Origin of the sequence: Rhodococcus sp. AQ5-07, assembly GCF_009707305.1 — a bacterium.
GTDB lineage: Bacteria > Actinomycetota > Actinomycetes > Mycobacteriales > Mycobacteriaceae > Rhodococcus_F > Rhodococcus_F erythropolis.
On record NZ_CP046101.1, the window covers coordinates 40,772 to 63,972 of the forward strand.

Genomic DNA, 23,201 nt, shown 5'->3' on the forward strand with positions numbered 1-23,201 from the left:
GTAAGCCATACACCTTACAGGTCGCCGCATTCCCGGAGGCTTGCACAGTGTCAGCTACTGAAATTGAAGCGTCGAATATTCCGGCTCAGGAATTGCTGTGTTTCCTGTGCCCCCATGTTCACCCAGCCAGATCCGACTGCACGGAGACCTACGCACGGCCGAGCCGGCCCGAGGAGGTGCACGCGGACCCGGGTGCGAGTAGACCTCCGAGTTTGCTGAACACCGTGGCCAGTGCGTCGAGCCGAGCGGTACATCATCCTGATCGATCGGATGAAGGACATGATCATCACCGGGGCCGCAACGTCTACTCTGTCGAGGTCCAGAACGCGCTGCCAGGATCCCAGGCATTGCAGATTGCGCGGCGGCGGGCCGTAAGAACGAGGAGTTCGGCGAGCCCATCGTCGCGGTCGTGACTCTGCCCGGCTGCGAAATGACGCTGGAGAAGCTCCGAGAACGCCTAGGCAAGCTGATCGCCGACTACACCCTCCCCCGAGAACTGGTCATCGGGGAAGTTCCACCGAGCCAGCCAGGGAAGATCTTCAAACACAAGATCTGCGACTAATTACATTCGCGCAGTGCCGGTTCGGTGACCCCCGCCCGCATCGATGCAGCGCGGACCCTGGTGTAGCGACGCGCCGACGCCGGGCGTGGCAGCCACGTCCACTGGACACAGAGCGTCAAAGAATGACGCGACACCTGTTGTACAAGAACAAATTTCGGTCAATAATCCAATGGCAGGAGAATGAGAATGACGCTGCGAAAATCATCGATCATACTGATGGCATTGGGGGTGGTCCTCGTCGTACTGGCCGCTATTACCCGATGGGTGGTCGCCCCGGAGCTCTCGAAGCTCCCGTCGGATACCGACGTCACCGCGCAGTACGCAGGCAAGGCCACGCTGCTCAATGCGGAAGCACTCAAGACGGGCGACGCGGCTCACGCGATTTCCCGCGACGTCCCGGTGACCATCGACCGCCACGTCTACGTTTCGAGCACGGACGGTGACACCGCCGTCGTCCACGACGACACAACCCTCAACACGCCCAGCGGGCCCGGCACGACGAAGGGACACACGTATGCGATCGACCGCAAGACCATGCAGGCCGCCCCGGCTCCCACCGGTGAGACCGTTCAATCACACGAGGGCCTGACCATCACCTTGCCGCTCAGCCCCAAGCCGGACAATTCGTACCAGTACTACGATTCCGGGACCCAACAGACAGTCCCCGTCACCTACGTCGAGAAAGACATCATCGATGGTCGGGATGCCTACAATTACACGATTGTCGCGACCGGAGCGCTGAAGGATCCGGCGACTCTGAATGCGCTTCCCCCGGCGCTTCCGAAGGCGCTGATGGCCTCCCTCGCCCCGGCTCTCCCTCCGAATCTCCGCGAGCAACTCGCCGGCGCACTCGATGAACTGCCGGACCCGGTGCCGCTCACTTACACCGCCAACGACACGGTCAATCTCTACGCCGACGAGTCCCTCGGAGCGACGTTGGACGCCGCGCTGGTCCAGGAAGTTATTGCCAACATCGAAATAGGAGGTCAACAGGTCAGCCTCTTGCCGGTCCTCAAGATCGATGCCCAGCTGACCCCGGAGTCCAGGTCCGACGCCGTGAACAAGGCCAACGATGGCGCCAAGAAATTGGCCTTGATCAAGGTGTGGGTGCCCCTGGTACTGCTCGTCGTCGGCATCACCTTCTTCATCTGCGGCTTCATCCGTCGTCGTAAGCCGCAACTGTGAGCTGACATCGGTTCGCTCTACGCAAATGAACGTCCGCTTCGATCACCGGCGTTGATGCGGTGATCGAAGCGGACCGTCCCATTTCGGGACTACTACTGACGGGTCACACGTCTGCGGCGACCGAGTTGGTCAGCGTTCCGGGGCCGTCGATACTCACTGACCCGAGACCGCCTCACATCTAGGCGGACCCGCGTCACCGGAGGGTAGGCACAGCACTCGATCCCGTGTTTCTTGCCCCCTGGTCGAGTACCCCGAAGCGGTCAAGAAAAGGGCCTTCTTTCTTATAGGCTGGGCAATGCGGTAGAGACGCTGCATCTCGGCAATCCCTACAGGGGATGCGTGGTGGTTGACCCGCGCAATAGAAGCAGTCGACTCGACATCGATCCCGCCGTCAGCTCCGGGCGGCGAAAGTTTTGCGCCCCAATGACCGTTTTCTTCATCCACTTGCATGAAAGCTCTTCAGTGCCTTGCCATGTCATCCCGTGCAACCCATCGGTGACAGGCAACGCTCGTAGAGGTCCGATTTCGAGATGGGAATCCTGCTGGACTTTCACCAGCTGTTGCTTCATTCCGCGAACCGCGCCCTTTTGTGTGAGGGTTGTTGTACCGCCGAGCGAACGGAAGAAACCCGCGGTACGCCCACATGCCCGACACTGGTTAGTGATCGGGGTCAGGCAGAAGTGCTTTGACAGTGCTTACACTTGGTCACCAAGCGAATATTACTTTCGTTCTTAACTGAGTTGCTGCGCCATCGCAACGCGCCCACGAGCGTTCGTGGTCCCGGTACGTCCTCAGTGCAGGAGTTATAGACGCCGCGGAGGATGCGAATGTCCGGGTTCGCAGGGCTGAGAAAAAGCTCGATGAGGATCTCGGGCGCCTTGGGAAAATTCCCGGCAGCGAGTTCCGCGAAGTAATTGGCCACCAGTTGCTGGTTGAACCAGTACGGATTGATTTGTTCTTCGGCCCAACAACCGTCGACCCGTCCCGTTAAACCGAGACTGATCGCCTCCAACAGAGTCGATTTACCCGCTTCGTTGCCGCCCACGACGATATTGAGCCCTGTAGTGGGAACCATCTCGAAGTCTTGGAAGAGGCGGTAGCCCCGGACGACGATGCGTTCAATCATTTATGTTGACCTCGTACCCACTCATGGACGCCCGGTGTGCGCCTGGAATGTTGCATTGAAGCACGGGGTGCCGACAGTCAGGCCCGCTAAATCGCCAGTGCATCGATTCCGACGGCGGTATTCGACGCTTCCGCGAAGCACCTATATCCCCAGTTCGTACTGAGGGTGAGGTGTCGAGATCTCGTGTCGAAAATCTATGTCGAATAAACCGTTGGCTTTGCGTTTTCGACAGACGAGTTGCTTTCAGGCTGCCCACCAGGCGATGAGGATGGCGGAGAGGATGCAGCCGAGTATGAGGGCAGGTTCGACTGCACGCCGAGTCGTTCGTGCAGCCGCGGTCGGTGGGTGCGAGGCGACGCCGGGGTCATGTAGTGGTGTTGACGGGTTGAATCATGGCTTCGAGCCTGGTGAGTCGTTCTTCGAGGACACCGGTGATAGCGAGCAGTCCGAGCACGGTCGGTTCGTGATGTCGCTGCCCTGTTGCGCGTGTTTGAGCAGCGTCATGCGCAGGAGCAAACACATGGGGCGTCGTCGCTGATGGGGAGTTGCTCGAGCGTGGCGGTCAGACGCTCGTCGGGGGAGTTCATAGGTAGCTCCTGCACGTGTCAATCATTCAGGCAGTGCGATTGGCGCGACTGCCTGCGCGGTGGTAGGGCAACTCGTTTGCTCGTGCCCGCGGCATGCGCAGAGCACGGCCGGTGCGCAGGCACAAGATGAGTTCGCGGCGCAGGCCGTCGTGGCCCTCGATAAACGGGGAATGGTAGATGGCCTCGTGGCTGATTCTCATGCTCAGATCATCCGGGAAACCGATCGGTAGCCGGTTCGAAATCTGCTCAGGGCTCCACGCTTTCACACATCGGCGGTCGCGGTCGATGGGGCTTGTTCAAGCCTTTCCATTGCCGTTCGAGTGGTCCGGCGACAGCATCGCCGCCCGGCAGGGTGATCTTGCCCGAAAGGCGCTCCTCGACGTAGTGCCGTAACCGATCGTTGGCCGCGAGCTTGGCGGCCTTGGGTCGGCGAACGAACATCGGCTTTCCAGTGCGCAACGCTGGCGCGGTAGTCGAGCGTGCCGCCCCGGGTCGCGGCGTTGCGCCGCAACTCTCTGGAGATCGTCGACGGGCTCCTCCCGATGGCTTTCGCGATCGCGCGCACTGCGTGGCCGGCGGCGTGCAGGATCGCGTTTTCCTCACGCTCTGCCAAAGAAAGGTACCTGCCTACCTGTGCGGGTCACGAATACGGCGTCATCCCGCCAGCGTGCCGGAACCTCCGCTTGCCCACAGGCTGTCCCACACCGACAGCGTCAGCGGCCTCGCGAGGAAGCTTGCCGGTACTGATCTGGTCCCAAAAATCTCGTTCCTTCGACCGGGGATGGCCCGGTGACCTCATCGGAGCCCTGCCCGTCACCTCCCGCACCCAATCCGATGTTCTGCCCACAACCCCTCCTGACCTTGAGTGTTGCTTCCACCGGTTGAACCCATCTCAGGGGAACCCCCGCGCCGTCGACGGGTCTGGCCCGGTGACAGGTGGTACCTCGACGAGGTGTTCATCCGTATCAACGGCGTCCAGCATTACCTGTGGCGGGCGGTCGACCAAGACGGCAACGTGCTCGATGTGCTGGTCCAGTCGCGCCGAAATACTCTGGCGGCCAAGAAGTTCTTCCGTCGACTGCTCAAAGGATTGGAGTATGTGCCGCGAGTGATTGTTACAGACTAGCTACAGCGTCGCGCACCGCGAGATGCTGGCCTCGGTGAGCATCGCCGATCGAAGTACTTGAACAGCCGCGCAGAGAACTCGCACCAGCCGACGCGACAGAGAGAACGTGTGATGAAACGGTTCACATCGCCCGGGCACGCGCAACGATTCCTGTCCGCGTTCAGTGGCATCTCACCGCATTTCCGGCCAGGCCGACACAGGCTCTCGTCGCTCGAATGCCATACCGAGATGGCCGGCCGTTTCGCGGTCTGGCAGGAAGTCACCGCGACTGCCGCCGACTGAAAGTGAACGGCCCGGCGGTATCTCGTAGCAACCTGTCGCGAACTAGATGTACCGCTATACTTTTCGATTAACGTGACAGTGCCCCATTTTATGCTGTCAGGTACTCGCCGGAGTTCGCGAAGACTTGCCGCGGAACGTCCGCGAGTGGACGGTGAACCAAACTGCCAGTAGCAGTGAGACTGCGGCGGTGCCCGCAGTTATCCACCACCACAGTGGTATTGGTGCCTTCACTGTGATCTGATACGCGGTGACTGCTTCGTTGCCCGATGGATCCACCGTCCTGACGATTATCGTGTGTGTGCCGAAGTCGAGGTCCGGGGGGATGACGACGTGGAGATCGAGTGGGCCGTCTTGCGTCGTGAATCCTGTCGCCAGGGTGCGTGGGATGCTTCGAATCTCGGTTTCGTAGTAGGTACCGGCCGGGACCACAGTGTTCATGGTCTGGATACAGCGGGCGGGTTCGGTGGCTTGCACGTTCGGGACGGCGTGCAGTGCGCACTCGACTCCGGTGGTGAATTCCGCGGTTAGTGGTGCCTGGCGGACGATGGAGCCTTCATGTGGAGCTGCATAAGAGCTGGTCGACCACTGCGCGATCGCGCCCGCGATCCGGCTGTATCCCAGTTCGTTGGGGTGGACCAGCTCCTGCTTGTTCGCATTCAGGCCCACGAACTGCTGGGCTGTGAGGCCGGCGCCCTGCCCAAAGGTGGCGCCGTTGATTCCTGACGCGGAGCCGTCGCACAGTGTGTTCACCGGTTGCATCGACCGCTCGACGGTGTCGATCCAGTAGATCTGGCGGGCGTCATTCTGCGCGGCGCTCACCGACCGTGCGAGGACTCTGTTGAGTTCTCGGACAACCTTGTTGGCATACGCGACCTCCCTGGCGGAGAACTCGCCGCACGCGACACTGGCGGTGTCGGGGAACGGCAGCGGATAGCCGAGCACGAGCAGCGGGGCTTCATTACCGTCGCGTTGGTCGAGTTCCGCCTTGGTGTTCAGGGCGTCGTACACCTTCCGGTAGGTGCCGGCCAGTTGTGTGCTCAGGTCGTCGAGCTTCTGGCGTACGGTGCGCTGCCTGACCGTGTCGTTGTCGACCAGTCCTTGAGCGTTCGCATCTGCGTATCCGCAGGTGGAGATGGTCTCCTCGAGGTGGACACCGTCGAGGGTGTCCAGCCTGGCATCGTAGTTCGGGTATAAGCAGCGGGTGACGATGTCGCCGAATCCGATATCGTTGCCCCCGATACTGAGAAAGGCCGCATCGACGGTAGGTCCGTCGTCCATCTGGGCGACCTGGGAGTCGTATGTGACCCGGTTAGGCTGAGGTCCGAACAGGTTCGTTTGAACTGCACCGGAGCACGCGTAGTTTTTGGTGTGCTCGATCCCGAAAAGTTGTGCCACATGGGTGGATTGGGACCGGTGGCACCATTCGTCCACACGACTGTTGCCAGGAAGGTATCGGCCGGCGCCTTCGCCGGCGGCGTAGGAGTCGCCGAATATCGCGACCGTGGAGCCATTGTCGAGGAGTGCCTTGACTACCCCGCCCGCCACGGAGCGAAGGTCGATCTTGATGGTGCCCTCCGCCATGGCAGCGGCGGCGGGTCGGGCGGCGGTAGCGATGACCCGGTAGTTCGCGGTTCGGTCCTGGGTTACATTCGAGTCCGCGGGTCGTAGCTTCCACTCGAAGTTTGCATTGTGCCCTGCGGGGATGTTGCCGAGTCGCGCGACAGGCGGGATGACGACAGGGAAGAGAGCCTGGTCGGTGTCCGCGCGAAACGAGAGGGACAGTCGCACGTCGTTGACGGCTCGTGCCGACGAGTTGGTGACGTTCGCTGTCAGTGTGATGTCGGCGCCGCCCGCTACGGTATCGGGAGCCGAGATCGTCAACGCCAACTCGGGAATCATCAGTTCCTTGAGCCTCTGCTGCATTTCGTCCACGTCTGCGATGTCGCTGTAGCGGCCACCTGTGGTGGATGCGATGCACTCGAGTTCGGTGCGACCTTGTCCCGACAGCTGGAAGCCCAGCGCCTCGACTGTGACGTCGAACCCTTCGGCGACGATCTGTTTCGCCGTGTCGCACGGAGCCTGGCCACAGTTGCTTTCGCCGTCCGAGATGAGGACCACGGTGGCGCTGGTGATGCCGTTGGCCTTCAGCGAATCGACCGAGGCACGAAGAGCCGGACCTGTCGGTGTCCCGCCGTCCGCTTTCAGACCGGACACCTGGGCCATCAGCGTGTCGGTGTCCTTGCGCACACCTCCGTCTGCGCCGGCAAGAAATGATCCGGGATCGCAGTTGCTGCCGGCTGTCGGGTATGTCCAGAGGCCCAGCGGTGTGCCCGAGGAAGCCGTGTCCCCGACGATCCTGCTCAGGCTCTGCTTAGCGCCGGTCAGCTTGTTCTTACCGTTCGCGTCGCTGTCGTTCATCGAACCGGACAAGTCCATGACCATAAGCAGGGCCGACGGTGCGGCGGACACCGCACGGGTGGGTGGAGTGGTCGGTGTCTGTGCCGCAGACGAAACGGGCAGCAGGCAAGCCGCCGCGAGGATCACCAGCAATGCACCGAGTCTCGGCCACCAGTTGGCCATGAGTTCTCCCCGGTGAGATCTACGATGGCCTGCTGGCTGCCGAGAATGGTCGGGTCGGCGAGGACGGCTTCGGTGTCTCTCGACGATCCGCTGTCGGTGAGCGCGGTCGCGACGACGGTTAGTTGCAGTGCCCCCGAGACACGTGCGTAGAGGTCTGCGGGCTGGCCGTAGCCAGCGTCGACGGCCGCGACCGGTGTGCCGTCCGCGAACACCTCGACGCGGACCCTGGTGCCGGGCACGGAATCGGTGGGAACCCCGACCGTGGCGCGCATCTCGTCGACCGCGTGGGCCAGGTTCCACACCGACTTGCGCGGCTTGGGAGTGCCAGGTTTGTTCGCGGTGCAGGTCACCGAGTTCTCATATTTCTTGCCGTTCATCGACTCGGACCCGGTACCGCACCCGCTCTCCATGGCGTCGAGCTTCGAAAGGTAGGTGGATCCGGGGGACTGAGCGACAGTGAGGGTAACCGCGTCGGGAATCGGCGCACCTACTGGTGGATCCACGTCGAGCGCACCGTCCCGGACCGCGTCCGGTTGGTAGCGGCTCTTCACGATCACCTGCGCACCGAGTTCCTGCAGTTCCGAGATCACCTCCGTAGCCGAGCGGTTTTCGACGACGGGCACCTGGGCTGACGTCGAAACAACCAGCGTCACCTTCGCCGTATCGGAACTGCCGAACGGTGGTGTCTGCTCGATGACGATGCCCGGACGTCCGGCGGCCGCGCGGGTGGTCACCTCGACACGGTCGACCGGGATTCCGCTGTCAGCGAGGATTTGCTTCGATGCGTCGGAGCCGAGGCCGCGCAGGTCAGGCATGGCGCCCGATGCGATATTGGCAGCAAAATCGTCGAGGGTGCCGTCGTCGGGACGGGCAGCGGTACTCGATTCCTGACGAGCTACCAGTTCGTTCTGCAGCCACCATCCGGAGGCGAGTCCGGAGCCAAACAACGCCAGCGCCGTGAAGAAGCTGGCGAGCACCTTCCTGCTGGTGCCCCAGCCGTCGTACCAAGGTCGGGTCGACGCCAGCGATGGTGTCGGGGGCTGCACGTGCGAAAGCGAAGTTGCAGATCCTAGTTGCGGCGGTTTGCCGGGTTTCGATGACCAGAAGGGCAAGGTTGTCACTCCTGTCATGGCGAGCGAATGGCGAACTTGGATTTTCGGCTATTAAGCGACGCCTTGTCTATCGGCTGAAGAGATGACAGGAGCGGGTAAATCGGTTTATACCGTTTCGGTATTGGGTTTTCCCAATTCAGCGCCACATTATGCTCGAAGGTGGGCACGGCTTCCGACTCGGGAATCAGCCTTGAGTACAGAGAGTGCGACACCAGGCCTGTTCCACCAAATACGGCCAGTTTGAAGGGAGTGACGGACTGGCCAGACAAGCGTGTCTGCCCGCTCGGCCTCGTCGGATAAAAGGTACTTCAGGCACATCCTGACAGGGGCCGGCGAGCAGTATCTGATCGCAGGAAGCAGCAGCCAGAGCGGTGACGGCGACCAGAGCGGCCGCAGTACCCACGGGATGCTCCTACCTCCACATATCAACAGTTGAGCCACTCCCACGTGACGGGTGCCTCCGAGTGCCTCACTAAATGCTGACTAAATCCTGACAGGGTGGGCTGGCAAGCTTGTTGTGTGTGCGCAGAGGCCAAGACTTCCGGGGACCAGGTGAGCGGCACAAAGATCAAGGATGAGTGCTGTTGGGGTCCGCTGCGGGCGGGGCGAGTTTGAACTGCCTCAACTGTGCCTTTATGGATTCGGGCCATGCTATGCGGTTCTTTGCCAGGTACCAGGCCGCGACACCGGAGGCGACTGCGAGAAGAATCCAGACGATACTGCCGCCGAGTTGCGAGCCGAAGTCGCTGCTGGAGGAGGTTTCTCCCGTTGCCACGTCGTATTCCGTGGTTGTCGTCACTCCTTCGACCGAGAATGCCCAGAGTACTGGGATGACAAACAGTACTGTCAGCGCGCGCGCAACGTGATAGGGGCGAAGTTCAAATACCATGGGGTTCCTCCGGTTCGATTGTGATCCGCCGAATTCAGCGAGATCGGAGCTTTGGATCGGCCTGTTCACAGACTGGGTGGAAAGGCGTTCTACGTGGGGTGTGCTCGGAAACTGGCATGGACAAGTTCGGGGCTCGCGAGGTCGCGAGCGGCAGAAAGCGTTTGGCAATAGTGTTGGCGCCTGATCTGTGTGTCAGCGGCGCAGCCGGACCGGGCACCTGCAGAACCGGAGATAACTATTCGACCGTAGAACACAAGGATGCGGTTGCCGAGACCCCAAGAATAGGGGCACGTGCAGGGAAAGCGAATACATTCTGCCGAGCAGAGGGAGCCCTTGTGGTTTGTGGTGCAGATCTATGGTGCCGCTACAACGGTGAAGTCTCGATTGTGAGGTATTACTTTCCAGATTTTCGGTCAACCAGTGAATTGGTGGCTGAGGTGCCCGGTGATGTGATCGTGTTTCGCAGTCCGGATACCGAGAAAGTGCCGGAGCAACGGTTGCCGGGTCCGATCAAATGTTCTTGTCGGTATCCGTTTCCGGTGACAATTGTTTTGACGGTACTGGCGGCGTATACGTCCAGGCGGCGTACTTCATTGCCGGCGCCGTCGCCTGTCCTGGTCGGCACGACCGCGATGACCGCCAATCGTGTCGGATCAGGCATCGAGTGGTGGCCACCGGCGGCACGACGCGGGCGGTGAACATTTCCCGTTCATCAATCATCACAACTTCACCGCATCCGAAAACGATTACGGTAGTGGACGGGCATTGGTGGTGGTTACTGCACGGATGCACCTGTTGGACGAGTCACCGTTACGGGACGGTCCAGAATCCGGCACCCGGCAGAATTGTGATCGGCCAGCCGACGCCGCTGGTGGTGACGGTGGCGACCAGAACTCCGGACCCGGTTATCGCCGTCCCACCCGTGGCAGGAAAGCCGAACCACAAGTTCGCATCGCCGACGGCCCCCGTCGTCAGGTTGCGCCAGTGAATCATGCAGGCGCAAGTACCTTCGGTGCCACTGAAACGGGTGAGACCGGGCATCTCGGTATCCGTTGTGGCTGTTACATGCTGCGCGACCAGGGGGCCTCCGAGCCCGGTAGGTCCAGTAGCGAGACCCGCGACCGGAATAATCAAGACGTTGTCCGTCGGAACAGCTGCGGCATGAGGTGCACCTGCCAGAATCGCCGCCGCAAGGGCTGTCAGCACAATGCCGAACATGGCGCGAGATCGGATACACCTCAGGCGTGCCACTGCTGTGATCAACGGATTGCAGCTTCGTTGGCCTGGTGGGGACGGAAATGCATTGTTTGAACTCATGTCACTATCTCCAAACGGACCAGGTCTATTTGTCAAAGATGTATGAAGGGTCTTGCCGTCGCCCTCTGCTCATGTCAGAACTTCGGTGATACCGGCCTTCATGGGTTCCCGCGCTACAGCCAGGACTAAACCCCGTATCTCTCTCTCCGGGGATGCTGCTAGGTTTTTCTGCTCGTCCAGCGTGTCGTCGCCTCAGCGATTGGTCTCCTCTGCCCGATTCGGGAGGAGCGTCGCGGTGGCCAGTTCGGTGATCGTGTCGGGGGCAGGGAGGGCGAGTCCGTCCTGCCCGTACTCGCTGCGGGTGGTGTCGTCGCTGCGGCGGTGCAGGATGGTCAGCAGGGTATCGCGTTGCGGGGGAGAAACTCTGACGGTCAGTGTGCCGTCGGTGGCTTCGGTGAGCGCTGCGATGACTGCAGTGATGATCTGCTCGCGGACGGGGTCTGCGGTCTGGTCCATGCCGTGGTCGTCGAGCAGGATGGCGTCGACTCCACGTGCACGCGCTGCCCTGGCTGCGGCGGCGATGGCGGTGGTGTCGAGAATGGGGGCTCGGAGGGTGTCGCGTAGGTGCGCTTCGAGGAGGGTGCAGGCCAGTTGTTGCTCGTCGCTGATGTCCTCGTCTGTGGCGAGGTGTTCGAGGAGGGGGCGGGCCAGGTCGTCGAGTCGTCGTAGTTGTTGGTCGCGTTCGTCGAGGATCGCGGTATCAGCAGCTTCGGCGGCGACGCGGATGATGGTTTGTTCGCGCAGTGCGAAGATGTCGCGGGCTGCGGGACGGATGGTCCAGGCGAAGAACGTCGCCATCAACAGTGGGGCGAGGTTGATGACGGAGATCCCGAGCCCGTAGCCGGCGCCTTGCCCGGTTCGTTGCGCCCACCAGGCGCAACTCGCCAAGGTTGCGGTCATCCCGAGCCATGCCCACCAAGTCCGTCCGCGGACACACATATAGGTGTAGATCGCGGTCGCGGCGGAGAGAGGCCAGAGTTGTAGTAGACCGTCGATCGGGATCGGTACGACCGCGAACACCAGATTGAGGCTGATCGGTCCCGCCAGCGTCAGCGCAAGAGTTGTCCGATACGGCAGTGGATCACCGGCGGTCCGGATGAGAGCTATTGCGGCGCTGCTGGCCACAATCCAAGCTGATGTTTCGGCCCACAACGACTTTGCTGTGGGGGCTGTGGTGAGCGCGAGGAGAAGGAACGTCGCGATGAACGCGCCAACGACTACAGTGGCCGCGGTGGTGCGTAGCCCGAGGAGTTCGCGGACATCGCGGGTGTCGGAGGTTTGATGTTTCGCGCGCGATGCGGTGCGGTCGTCGGTCATGGCGCCGTCCATTCGATGTGCACGGTGGTGCCGCGTTCAGGTTCGGAGTCCACCCGCGCTGATCCACCGGCGATGTGTCGCATTCGTCCGAGGATGCTGACGGCGATGCCCAGGCGGTGCGGGGGGATCGAGGTGTGGTCGAATCCGACGCCGTCGTCGGCGATGGCGATGCTGATGCTGTCGGCCTGTAAGGCGGCGGTGACTGTTCGGGTGGCCCGTGGTCCGGCGTGGAGGTGACTGTTGCGCAGTGCTTCGGCGAGCGCACCGCTCATGGACCGGACGGTGCTCACGGGAATCCGCAAGGTTTCTGCAGTCTCGGTGCCGGTTACGACAAACGCGGCGTTGGGATCGATATCGACTGTAGCGGTGCGTAGTTGGGCGAGCGCCTCCCCGAGGTCTGTGTCTTGTTCGGGGTCGGCGATGGTGTGTAGTTCGTCGAGTTCACGCAAGGTCGTTGAGGCGAGGGCACGGACATTCTCTCGGTGTACTGGCCGGGAGGCGGTCAAGAGGGTGGCGATCACTCCGTCGTGGATGAGGGCGTCGAAGCGTTCACGTTCGACGGCGCGGGCCCGTTGGGCGGCGGCACTTGCGGCGGCGGCGTGCGTGGCGTTGGTGGTGGCGTCGAGTAGCCGGCCGGTGCGTAGTGCCATCGCGGCTCCGCCGACGAACAGGGTGCAGAACATGATCGCGAAGGTGATGTCCGGGATCAGCATCGGCGCGGAGGCGTTGACTCGGGCGGCGAGGTTGATCATTTGCACTGTGGTGCAGCCGATCACGAGATGGATAAAGGCAACGCTCGTCGGCCAGGCGATGACGGCGGCGAGGCTGGCCAGGCCGGGGAACGCGGCCAGCCACACGCCGTCATCGCCTGGCAGTTGGGTCCCGGTCCATGCCAGGGGCCAGGTGAACGCGGCCGCGAGGAAGGCCAGTGCGGCCGCGGCGGCCGCCGAGCGCATCGCTGCGGTGCTGCGACGGAAGGAGAGCAGGCCGGGCAGCATGCCGGTCCCGAACACGACCACGACAGCGAGAGGTGTCCACCATCGATGCATGTGCGGTGTCGTGGTGGTGATCGAGGGGTACAGCAGTGCGAGGTAGGCGAGGTAGCCGACGCTGGTGAAGCGGGCGAACATGCGCAGGATGCGATCGGTGTTCGCCCGGCCGACGCCCGTCGCGGCGGATGGCACGGCCGGGCCGGTCATCGCAGTCCGCGTTCGGGGACCGGGAGCCACCCGTCTTCGACGGCGCGTTTGTAGAGGTCGGTTTTGGTGTTCGCGGGGCGTCCGGCGTCGGCGTATTTGGCGCGGATACGGCCGAGGTAGTCGTTGACGGTGTGGGTGGTCAATCCGGTCAGGCGGGCGACGCGGTCGGCTTTTTCGCCGGAGGCGTAGAGGGCGAGCACATCACGCTGGCGCGGGCTGAGATCGACCTCGGCCAAATGGGGGTCACCGTCGACGGCAGCGGCCCACTCCGTGGTCACGACAGGTTCGCCCGCTGCGGCGGCGATGATGGCGGCCACGACGACATCGGCGGTCTCGGATTTGCGTACCACGCCAAGGACCCCGGCCTTGGCCGCCAAACGCACGAGGTACGGGTTCTCGGCGCCGGTGAAGATGAGGGTTTCCAAGCCTGCGGCGCGGAGCTCGTCGACGTTGGTTTTCGGCGACGATCCGTCTGCGAGGCGTAGGTCGAGGATCGCCAGATCCAACGCGACCTCCTGGGCGAGTAGTGCGGAGACGGTGGGAGCTGAGGCGCACACGGTCAGGGACGGGTAAGGGGCGAGCATCGCCTCGAGGCCCATGACGACCGCCTCATGGTCCTCGACGACACCGATGCGGTGGACCGTGTCGGTGGGGGAGTAGGAGGGGGTATCGGTCACGTGGTGAACTCCGCTGCGCGTGTGAACAGGATCGACAGAACATAGCAGGGAGTTCGGAACGGGAAGTCGGTTTGCGGATGTTCTCAGGCGCAGTGCACAGCGCGGGGCCATTCGCTGATATGTCAGGCATCTGGTCCGCCACGATCGCGGATGGGCAGGTCGAGACGGGAATGGATTCAGGCACGACAGTGGGTGCGGGTGATGATGTCTCCTTCTTGTCGGTCACATCCTGATGATCGCGCCGGCGACGGGCATCTCGGCGAGGTAGGCGTTCGGTGCGAGCGATCGAACGGCGTCGGCGATGTCGCGGCGGAGGCGCTCGATCGTTTCGCCGGCGACCAGGACGCCGTTCTGCGAGTGCGCGGAGACGAAGTCGAGGCGCCCGCTTGCACGTGAGGCATTGTCTTGAAGGGAGATGACCGCAGTGAACAGGTCGGGCGCTGCGACCGATCCGAACCGCACACTGATCCGCCGGTCGGTGTTCTCGATCAGGTACAGGCCGAAGTGTTGGGCCGAGGGCCCAGGACCAGGCTGCAGTGTGTGAAGGAGATGTTCCCAGATCAGTACGCTACGGACGGGCGCCGAGAACAGCAATGCATGATCGAGCGCGAATCGGCCGTACCCCGAGAAAGCCTCGGCGGCAGGGCTTTCGGATCCACCGGTATATCGGGCGGGGACTGCGCGCAGGCTGTCCCAGGTGGTGTTCTTCTTGCGCATCCGATCCGAGACGAACCACACCGTGAGGCCGAGGGCGGTCAGCAGGAGCATCCACGCGATGTCGTCGTTGTAGAAACCGGTGATCCCTTTGACGCCGACGATCAGAATCGGAACAGCTCCGATGGCCCGGACGACGAGATATGGTCTGATGCCGGTGGCGTTCATGCGATGGTCCTCACCCCGTTGTGGACAGTACAGCGATGCCGAAAACCTGGGGCGGCTCGGCGTTCGCACGTCATCGTTCGACCGTAGAACGGGTAGAAGTCGGCCGCGAGACAGCAGAATTGGGGGCACAGTACGTGCATGCGCCTCTGACCGACAGTGTCACCGAATGTAAACGACCGTAAGGTTCGCGCACCTGCCTCCGACGGTGACAGGCCGAGCGGATGTTGGCACGGCGGCCGTGCAATCGTGACACGTGCTCGGCGCCCTTTCAAAGAATGGGGAGTGAGAGCGCAGTAGTCGGTCAGGGAACGATCCACAGTCCGGCGCCGGGGAGAACGGTGATCGGGCTTCCGGCGCCGCTGGTGGTGACGGTGGCAACCAGGACACCCGAACCGGTGATTGCGGTGGCTCCGGTAGCGGGTAATCCGAACCAAAAGTTGTTCGAGGTGCCTGCAACGCCGGTGGTGAGGTTGCGCCAGTGGACCATACACGCACAGATGCCTTCGGTGCCACGGAATTCGGTGATTCCGGGGCGTTCGGTGTCGGTGGTGGCCGTGACATGTTGCCCGACCAGAGGCCCGCCGAGCCCGGTCGGGCCGGTGGCGAGGCCGGCGACCGGGATGAGTAGCACAGTGTCGACGGGTTCCGCCGAAGCGCGGGACATGCTTGTGGCGACGGCAGTTACAAGGATCGCTAGAACGACGATCCCTACTCTTCGGCAGAGAGCGACCCGTCGGATCGACCGTGCGCGTGAGAGAGGAACGTCGCGTGACGCCGACGACGGCAGAGGGGAAATTCCTACCCGGCGATGATATTTCATGCGGTCCTCCCGAGAGATGAGACGCGGGGTGCACGTGCACGCCGGGTGGTTTCACCAGTCCCAGCGCACACACTGTTCGGACTGACCTCGAGTGCACATCGCGCAAACACAAGTTCGTCACAGTGTGTACCAGTAGTTACCCCGTTTCCGGCCCCGACAACCACGACACGAAGACGCCTGCCATCGAGCAGTCGAGCGCGCGACTCGGCGCGCGTCGAGACTTTCATCCGGCATAGGACGAACCCAGTTGCTCCCATGCACGAGATCGGGCAACAGATGCCTCGTCGCTCGGCCGCTGACCCTTCGCGGCGCCAGCGATGAGTGTGTGGTCGACGGGTGCTGACAGCGATTACGGCGCATACACATTCGGTGATACGAGCGAGGGACAGCTTCCAGGGACGCCCCTTCGGGAGGCGTCCGCATCGTCGTGCACGCCGGAAGGTATCGCACCGGGGCGTGTATGGGGAGACCACAGAATTGGGGGCATGCGCGAGGGGTGGGCTGTCGACTGAGATACATCTGATCAGGTGACGCTAACGAGGGACGAAAACACTCCGGAACCGGCACACCGCTATACCCGACCCTACCGAAACATTCGACACGTCTCGCTCGTGCACGGAAACAGAGCACAGGCACCGCACCTCAGTGCACAGGTGCACCGACGGCAGTGAAGGGATGACGAGAACACATGAGGACACGATTACAGCAGCGGCCTGCCGACCGCACTGGATCCGCCGGTGGGCATCGACGGAATACGGTGCTTGCGCTGCTGAGCCTGCTGGTAGCGGTGGCCACGATCTCGGCGCCGATCGCCCAGGCACAAGAAACGGCATCGCAGCAATCGAGTGTGTTGTTCGTGGTCGACACCTCGGGATCGATGTCGGGATCCCCACTGACGCAAGCGAAAGAGGCGCTGCGCGCCGGGATCGACGCGCTCGCTCCCGGCCAGGCCGCCGGGCTGCGTAGTTTCAGCGGCAGCTGCGGCGACGGTGGCCGGTTGTTGGTTCCTGTCGCCACCGACAACAAAGACCAACTCAATGCTGCGACAACGCAACTCTCCGCCGACGGCGGTACCCCCACACCTGACGCCCTGAGGGCAGCAGCGCGCGACCTGCCAGCCAGCGGGGACCGCACCATCGTGTTGATCAGCGACGGACAGAGCAGCTGCGGAAACCCCTGTGCAGTTGCCCAAGAGATCAAGAACGATCTCGGCGTCGACTTCCGAGTCCATGCCGTCGGGTTCAACGCCCCGACCAATGCCGAGAGCGAGCTGAGCTGCATCGCCAATGCCACAGGCGGGCAGTACTTCACCGCCACCAACACCGACGAGCTCGCCCAAGCCATCTCCGCGGCAGTGGAAACGACCAACCCCGCCGAATGCGATGACGTGTACTTCGTCGGCGTCCGCGGCTCCGGTGAAGAGCAGGACAACCCGCTCGAACAGTACGAGACCGCAGCCGGAGATCCCGTGTACACCAAAGATTCCGGCCCCAACGCCCGCACCACGGGGATGGGAGAACCGGTCAAAGCCGTCTTCGACGAACTGCACCATCAGGGCGAAGCCGGCACCCCGGAGATCGCATCGATGCAGGCCCGCGCGATCCGCTATCCCGCGATTCCGGTCAATCTCCTCGACCTCTCCTACATCGACCGGTACCAACGATCCGTCGCGGTCGGTGCCGACAACCTCGCCAAGGAACTGCGCCTGATCGCCTCGCACTGCCATCAGGCGTCCGTGGTGCTCGCCGGCTATTCCCAGGGCGCTGACGTGATCAACAAGGCCATGGGCAACGCCCACCGCAGTGCAGAAACGTCGCTGTTCACTCAGGTGAAGAAGATCGTCGTCATCGGCGATCCCTCGCATCAACCCAACCGCGCCGAAAACGTCGGGGGATGGAACAAGCTGGGCTCGACGAACGGCTCCGGCGCCTCGGTCTCGGCGTCGATCGCTGATCCTGATGCGCTGACCTTCAAGGATGCCCACGCCGGACTTGTGTCCTCGATCTGCATGATCGGTGATCTTGTGTGCGATACCAGCTCGTTAGCTGTTCACGAAGCGATCGCGTCGAAATTCGGATCGCAGACCATGACCCACACCCTGTATTCGGCCTTGTCGATGCAATGCCCGGCAGTGAGCAACGCCTGGCAGTACGGCACCGACTGCAGTGGTCAAATACTGTTCACCGCGCTGGGACACATCGCGGTGGCACGTTCACACGGCGGGCTCAGTGCCGATCAGGTTGTCGTGCAGTCCGGTACGCACCTGTGGGCCGGTTTCGTCGCCATTCGCGGCGCCGTGGGACAGGTGAAGAAGGTGGGCAAGTTCGTCGGAACGCTGTTCTCCGATCCGGTCGAGGTCGGTACGTTCGACGTCGACGACGACGGCGTGGCGATCCTCGACTTCGTCGTTCCGAATGTTCCTGCCGGTGAACATCATCTGGAACTGCGCGGCGACGACGGCAGCGTGTACCGACTGCCGATCCTCGTCACCGAGACACCGGTCACCGATGGACCCTTAGGGTATGTCGTCGACGGCTCGACGGTGCACGTTCCCAGCGGCTCCGGGACGGGAAGCGTCGGCAGCTCAGGCAGTATCTTCGGGAGCTGACGAACCACCTTCGTGTCAGCGATCGTTGTCCCGGTGCTGCAAAAAGGTACCGGGACAACAGTCGTCTCCGTCTGACGCATCCCACCCCCGGAATGGTGCTGGCGGGGCACTCAGACGCGAGAGCGATCCATGGCACCGCACGGCGAAGCGGGAGGTCTATGTGGGGCAGGTCCGGGAGGCGGGCGTCCCGCCTCCCGTCGAGTGACCAGCCGGTCGACGGGCGCCCACAGGAAACATAACTGCGAAACCCACTACTGCACAAAGGTTCCCCGATTTCAGAGGTGTGTCAGGCGCGCCGACGGTGCCAGAGATGCCCGTGGAGAGATGCGATCGGTGCGCGGCGGTCATCTGTTCTTACCTCGTATGGGAACCCCTGCCGACCGACATGTCGCCCGCGTTTAGCGGGCGTGAAGTCCTGGCTTCGATCGACAGGCTGGTATGTCCCGGTTCCGATTCGGCAATGGTCCTCTCCGCGTTACTGCACTCGTTGTAGCCGCCCATTTTTCGCGGGCGATGAGCGTGTTCGCGGCCTGGGCTCCCGATGCGCAGTGGGCAGGAGGAACAGCGGGGCGGGCCTGGTGGTGTTCACCGCGGTGGGAGCTGTCGATGTCGGGGCGGTAGGCGGCGCACTTGTACAGAGTGTGCGATGGTGCTCGTGCAGGAGGTGACGCTCTCGTGGTGGGATCCAGGGTCCTTCGTAGACGAGGAGGTCGCATTCTCGGCATTGGGTTCGGAAGTAGCCTTCGCTCATCGATCGGGTTCCTTTCGTTATTTCTCGGCGACGAGTCTCTGCCGGCGCGTCGGCCGCCGACGTTCACGATTGCGGTGGGAAACCGTAGCGTTGCCGCATCTGGGTGAGGGCCGCGATGTCTTCATTGTTGATCTGCTTCGCGGTCGCCCAGGCGAGGCTGTCGGCGTAGTCGCGTCGACGCTGGTGATGTTCCTCGGGCGTGAGGGCTGTAGCGGCGGTGTGAGGGTCCGTGCAGTTCGATTCGGTGTTCTCGAATTGTGCGAGGTACGCGGCGAGGACGGCGGCGTCACGGCGAAATCTACTCACCACTGCTGCCTCACCTCGGCCTGGCAGTAGTCGTACCGTCTCCACGACGTACCGGTGGCAAGTTTGATTTCAGGCATGGGACGTGAGACTCCATTCGGTCCCGACCTGATGAAGACAGTGCAATCTTTGATCAATCGGACTTTAGCATCGCATCACCGGGGATCAGTTATCCACAAGCTATTGGTTGGGCGGTGGCAGTGCTCCAGAACGCTGGGTCGAGATTTCAGGCGAGCGTGGTTGGGCAGATACGAGCATCGCGCGTGGACAACCATGCAGTTACCGGTGTCGAGTTCGAACAGACGGACTTTCACCGCACACCTGTATCGTTCGCCCCCATTTTTGGGGTCTCGGCAAGCTCTGATGCGCGTACTACGGTCGAGCAGTCAAGTGGACGACCCATCAGACGACCCCACCAGCATGGCCTCGGCAGCCCCACACTGACGCCGGTTCGGCCGTCACCGATCTGCAGAGAAAAGGGACAAACTATGCATCTTCGAAGGTTTATGACAACAACTGCAGCGATCGCCGCGACGACAGTTGCCGGAGCTGCAGTCGCGTCGGCCGACGTGGTCATCCCGCAGACTCCGACCGTCCAGACAAACATCGCCGGTGACACGTTCAGCGCTACTGTCACCAACACCAACACGATCAATTCGCACTGCGGCCTGACTGTGCTGACCGCCGACCTTGCACCAACAACTGTTTTCCCCGCCGGTTTCGATATCGGCACCTCGAACTGGGACACCCACCCTGATCCCGTGTTGCCCGGTGACACCAAGACGTACACCGTCGATGACCTTGCCGCGGGCACGTATGTCTTCTACGCCGGATGCACGACGACGGAGAACGAAAACTCCGAATGGGTGAACTCGATGGTGCAGGCGGACACGTTCACCATTACCGCGACAACGGGGGAAGAGGGAGGACCGGGCGGTTCCCTCGGAAATCTCTTCGGGTCGTCCTGACCCCAACTTGCCGTGTGAAACGGAACTGCGGCGTACGGAAACGGACACCGATGGTCAGCAGGGCGGTGTGTCCGGAACGCTACGGCCTGTTCCTGGTCGTAGGGTCATTGGCGTCGCCGTGTTCTTGACCCAACCCCGAGAGGATGGCGCCGGGGCTTGCCGGTCTCACACATGAGCGTCGACGGCCCTGTTCGGTGCGCTGCCTTCTGTCATGGTTCTCAGCGCGCTGGGGCTCCACTGGCGAAGTCTCACTCCTTTGCCGGTGGAGCCCCTTTTCGTTCGGTCGTGTCTCGGACGACGATTCCTGCCAATGGCGAAAGGTGGGAGTCGGGGTCATCGCGGCGCGGGCCTGACGAACGCCAATGGACGCACTATCCCATTCTATGAGAATTGGAACCGCGGCCCGAGAACTGGAACACGTTACTGAACAACGGTTTCCGGATGTCTGTGAATTACGGTCACGCGATAGTTAAACATTCACAAACCGGACAGTCTGTGCTAATTTTTGCTGATCTTTGCATTCCTTATCGAGAGGTTCAACTCGTATGTCCACCACTGCTCGCCGCGCCGGAATTGTCGCCGCACTCGTCAGCTCCGCAGCCCTGATCGCCCCCGCCTTTGCCGGCGCCCTGCCCACGGGTTCGCTCGGCTCGGACGAGACGGCGCCTGGCTTCACGTGTGATGCGACCTCCACCGAAACCAACACTAACGGTTGGGGAATCCCGTTCGACGACGAGAAGAATCAGACCGCTTCCTACTCGGCCGAGAACGTCCTTGACGAGGACGGCTCCCTCGAGCTCGCGGTCGACGGCGTCGAAGACCGCTCCGTGTCGTATCACTCGGCGGGAGGTGTGAAGCTTTCCGACATCGTCGACACCGAAATCAGTTTCGCCGAACGCGCGACCACGGCGAAGGCATCGTTCCAGCTGCGTCTGAGCGGAACCACCGGCGGAAAGTTCACCGACACCACCGGATTTACCACCCTCGTGTGGGTGCCTGACGCCACCGCGCCGGACACCACGGACGGCGCCGTCCATGAGCACCTTCAAGCTGGCAAGTGGTGGAGCACCCAGAACATCGATGGCGCGAAGGACTTCGCCCGCGTCGATCTTCTCGACATCGTGGAAGCGCAGCCGAACGCCGTCATCGATCACTACGGCGTCAGTATCGGTCGCGGCTCGGCCGCAACCTCCACCCTCGTCGACGCGGTGACGTTCAACGGTTGCACTACCAACTTCGCCAAGAAGGATGCCGAGACTGAGACCGGCACCGGCTCACTCGGTAACCTGGGCAACATCTTCGGCAGCTAGACGCGGAAGGGCAGGGGCATGACATCCGGTGCGGTAGCGGTCACGAACGGCCACCGCCCGGCGAACTGGCAGCCCCAAGGCAAAGAAGGCGGCGGAGCCCTGTGTATCCGGGGCTCTGCCGCCTTCTTGCTCCGCTGTTTTTCACTACCGTTCAATCGATAATGTACTGAGGAGTTTTCATGGGATCGTTCGACACCGCATCGCTGAGCACCGAATCGCTCGAGGAACTGAATCTCGGGAAGGTCAGCGAACTGCTCAAGCTCGGCATCACCGCCGTCTCTTTCATCACCGCCCTGAACTCGCTCAGCTGAGCATCATCTTCGGGCTGACACGAACGAAATGCCACTGAAGTGTGGGCTCGGAACGTGGCGGGTCTTTGTCAAGTCGTTCCCTCTAAGTTAATGAGCGCAAACCTGTCCCGTGGCGTATTCCGCCAGCCAGACAATAGGTTCGAGCGGGGTGGCGGCGGCTCGCCCCCCTTGGACGTGGATCGGGTTTAGTTGGTCGTGGTGGCCGCGATCCATCGGTCTAGTGTGTCAAGGGCGATGCCGCTGTTGACGGCGTGTGCCGCGCGATCGAGGGCAGCGCGAAACCGGTCGTTGATCGATCGGTGGAATTGCTGCGGTTGCCGGGATAGTGCGTCTGTGACCAGTCCTGCAGCGGCGTTGAGGAGCACGATGTCTCGTACTGGCCCGTGGTTGCCGGACAGCACCGCTCGGGCCAATGTTGCGTTGTGTACAGGAGTGCTACCCAGGATTGCCTCGATGTCCACGCGGGGCAGGCCGAGCTCGGTCGGGTCGAGGTCGTGTGCGTGCATCGAGCCGTGACTGATCTCCCAGATGTGGGAGTGTCCGGTGGTGGTGAGTTTGTCGATGCCGTCGTCCCCACGAAAGACCAGCGCGGTGGTGTCGCGGGCTCGGAACACGCCCGCGATGAGTGGGGCACGCTCTAAGTTGGCCACACCTACCGCAGACGCGTCGGGGCGGGCGGGGTTGCACAGCGGGCCGAGGACATTGAACAGTGGATACGCCCATCTCGGCCCGGACGGCACGCACGTGCGCAAATCCCGGATGGAAGGTACCGCCGCAGCGAAGGTGAGTCCAACTGTGTGGAAAACCTCGGCGACCCGGCTAGGGGTGAGATCTGTTCGGAGCCCAAGAGCGTCGAGGAAGTCGGTGGCGCCGGACTTCGAGCTCGCGGCGCGGTTGCCGTGCTTGACCACAGGGACGCCACACGCCGCGATCACGATTGCGGCGACGGAGGAGATATTGAGGACGGCGCCGTAGGGGTCTCCGCCGGTCCCCACGATGTCGACCACAGCGGAGGGAACCGCTAACGGAGCGGCGGCGGCAAGCACCGCATCGCGCAAACCCACGATCTCGTCAATGGTTTCGCCCTTGATCCGCAGGCCCATCAGGAATGCTGCGATCTGGGCCGCTGTCGCCTCGCCTGAGATGATCTGCCCCATCGCCCACGTCGACTCGTGAATGGAAAGATCTCGACAATTGGCGAGTTGTTCGAGTACCCGCACCCAGTTCGTCATGTGAATCACCGCCGGAAGTATATGCCCACCATCCCGATCCCGACTCCTCAGTTACGG

The 23,201-nt window shown here is 62.4% G+C and carries 18 protein-coding genes and 2 pseudogenes; 7 read left to right on the forward strand and 13 right to left on the reverse strand.

The annotated features are described in order from the left end of the window. The first annotated feature begins 346 nt into the window (after window positions 1–346). Window positions 347–562, forward strand: a complete 216-nt coding sequence (locus GJB56_RS30480; protein WP_230091270.1) for an AMP-binding enzyme — start codon at window positions 347–349, stop codon at window positions 560–562. A gap of 186 nt (window positions 563–748) precedes the next feature. After that, on the forward strand, window positions 749–1,747 hold the full coding sequence (locus GJB56_RS30485) for a porin PorA family protein (protein WP_230091267.1): 999 nt from the start codon (window positions 749–751) through the stop codon (window positions 1,745–1,747). Window positions 1,748–2,417: 670 nt separating this feature from the next. Here the strand turns inward: GJB56_RS30485 and GJB56_RS30490 are convergent. Then, complete coding sequence (locus GJB56_RS30490; RefSeq protein ID WP_113683964.1) at window positions 2,418–2,873, reverse strand: AAA family ATPase; 456 nt, start codon at window positions 2,871–2,873, stop codon at window positions 2,418–2,420. Between the two features lie 652 nt (window positions 2,874–3,525). Further along, a pseudogene (locus GJB56_RS30500) lies at window positions 3,526–4,286 on the reverse strand (transposase); the annotation flags it as partial. Between the two features lie 81 nt (window positions 4,287–4,367). Here GJB56_RS30500 and GJB56_RS30505 point away from each other — a divergent pair. Continuing rightward, a pseudogene (locus GJB56_RS30505) lies at window positions 4,368–4,868 on the forward strand (IS6 family transposase); the annotation flags it as partial. A gap of 96 nt (window positions 4,869–4,964) precedes the next feature. Here GJB56_RS30505 and GJB56_RS30510 read toward each other — a convergent pair. The 9 genes from GJB56_RS30510 to GJB56_RS30550 all read right to left on the reverse strand — a co-directional run bounded on the left by GJB56_RS30510 (window position 4,965) and on the right by GJB56_RS30550 (window position 15,505). Beyond that, window positions 4,965–7,448 (reverse strand): GDSL-type esterase/lipase family protein, encoded by a 2,484-nt coding sequence (locus tag GJB56_RS30510; protein ID WP_113683967.1) that lies wholly within the window; start codon window positions 7,446–7,448, stop codon window positions 4,965–4,967. Further along, window positions 7,409–8,494, reverse strand: a complete 1,086-nt coding sequence (locus GJB56_RS30515) for a PASTA domain-containing protein (RefSeq protein WP_162793447.1) — start codon at window positions 8,492–8,494, stop codon at window positions 7,409–7,411. Before GJB56_RS30515 ends, GJB56_RS30510 begins: the two co-directional genes overlap by 40 nt. Before the next feature lie 634 nt (window positions 8,495–9,128). Beyond that, complete coding sequence (locus GJB56_RS30520) at window positions 9,129–9,449, reverse strand: hypothetical protein (protein ID WP_113683969.1); 321 nt, start codon at window positions 9,447–9,449, stop codon at window positions 9,129–9,131. 810 nt (window positions 9,450–10,259) lie between these two features. Beyond that, window positions 10,260–10,667, reverse strand: a complete 408-nt coding sequence (locus GJB56_RS30525) for a hypothetical protein (RefSeq protein WP_113683971.1) — start codon at window positions 10,665–10,667, stop codon at window positions 10,260–10,262. A gap of 291 nt (window positions 10,668–10,958) precedes the next feature. Beyond that, complete coding sequence (locus GJB56_RS30530; RefSeq protein WP_195849659.1) at window positions 10,959–12,083, reverse strand: hypothetical protein; 1,125 nt, start codon at window positions 12,081–12,083, stop codon at window positions 10,959–10,961. Further along, window positions 12,080–13,282, reverse strand: a complete 1,203-nt coding sequence (locus GJB56_RS30535) for a sensor histidine kinase (protein WP_113683972.1) — start codon at window positions 13,280–13,282, stop codon at window positions 12,080–12,082. Before GJB56_RS30535 ends, GJB56_RS30530 begins: the two co-directional genes overlap by 4 nt. Beyond that, window positions 13,279–13,881, reverse strand: coding sequence for a helix-turn-helix transcriptional regulator (locus GJB56_RS30540; protein ID WP_230091271.1), 603 nt, complete (start codon window positions 13,879–13,881; stop codon window positions 13,279–13,281). Before GJB56_RS30540 ends, GJB56_RS30535 begins: the two co-directional genes overlap by 4 nt. Window positions 13,882–14,181: 300 nt before the next feature. Next, window positions 14,182–14,841, reverse strand: coding sequence for a hypothetical protein (locus GJB56_RS30545; protein ID WP_113683974.1), 660 nt, complete (start codon window positions 14,839–14,841; stop codon window positions 14,182–14,184). Between the two features lie 301 nt (window positions 14,842–15,142). Further along, window positions 15,143–15,505, reverse strand: a complete 363-nt coding sequence (locus GJB56_RS30550; protein ID WP_230091268.1) for a hypothetical protein — start codon at window positions 15,503–15,505, stop codon at window positions 15,143–15,145. 844 nt (window positions 15,506–16,349) lie between these two features. Between GJB56_RS30550 and GJB56_RS30555 the strand changes: the two genes are divergently transcribed. Continuing rightward, window positions 16,350–18,269, forward strand: coding sequence for a cutinase family protein (locus GJB56_RS30555; protein WP_113683975.1), 1,920 nt, complete (start codon window positions 16,350–16,352; stop codon window positions 18,267–18,269). An 814-nt stretch (window positions 18,270–19,083) separates the two neighbouring features. On the opposite strand, the gene GJB56_RS30560 is transcribed toward GJB56_RS30555, so the two are convergent. Continuing rightward, entirely contained in the window at window positions 19,084–19,326 is a 243-nt protein-coding gene (locus GJB56_RS30560) for a hypothetical protein (RefSeq protein ID WP_154606742.1), read from the reverse strand. A 503-nt stretch (window positions 19,327–19,829) separates the two neighbouring features. Here GJB56_RS30560 and GJB56_RS30565 point away from each other — a divergent pair. The 3 genes from GJB56_RS30565 (at window position 19,830) to GJB56_RS31970 (ending at window position 21,912) form a co-directional block, all read left to right on the forward strand. Beyond that, on the forward strand, window positions 19,830–20,291 hold the full coding sequence (locus GJB56_RS30565; protein WP_113683977.1) for a hypothetical protein: 462 nt from the start codon (window positions 19,830–19,832) through the stop codon (window positions 20,289–20,291). A gap of 545 nt (window positions 20,292–20,836) precedes the next feature. Then, complete coding sequence (locus tag GJB56_RS30570; protein ID WP_113683978.1) at window positions 20,837–21,601, forward strand: hypothetical protein; 765 nt, start codon at window positions 20,837–20,839, stop codon at window positions 21,599–21,601. Window positions 21,602–21,780: 179 nt separating this feature from the next. Continuing rightward, entirely contained in the window at window positions 21,781–21,912 is a 132-nt protein-coding gene (locus GJB56_RS31970) for a hypothetical protein (protein ID WP_268248344.1), read from the forward strand. Between the two features lie 185 nt (window positions 21,913–22,097). On the opposite strand, the gene trpD is transcribed toward GJB56_RS31970, so the two are convergent. Further along, window positions 22,098–23,144 carry an anthranilate phosphoribosyltransferase gene (gene trpD / locus GJB56_RS30575; protein ID WP_205318856.1) on the reverse strand — a complete coding sequence of 349 codons (1,047 nt, stop codon included), beginning with the start codon at window positions 23,142–23,144 and terminating at the stop codon, window positions 22,098–22,100. Window positions 23,145–23,201 lie beyond the last annotated feature (57 nt).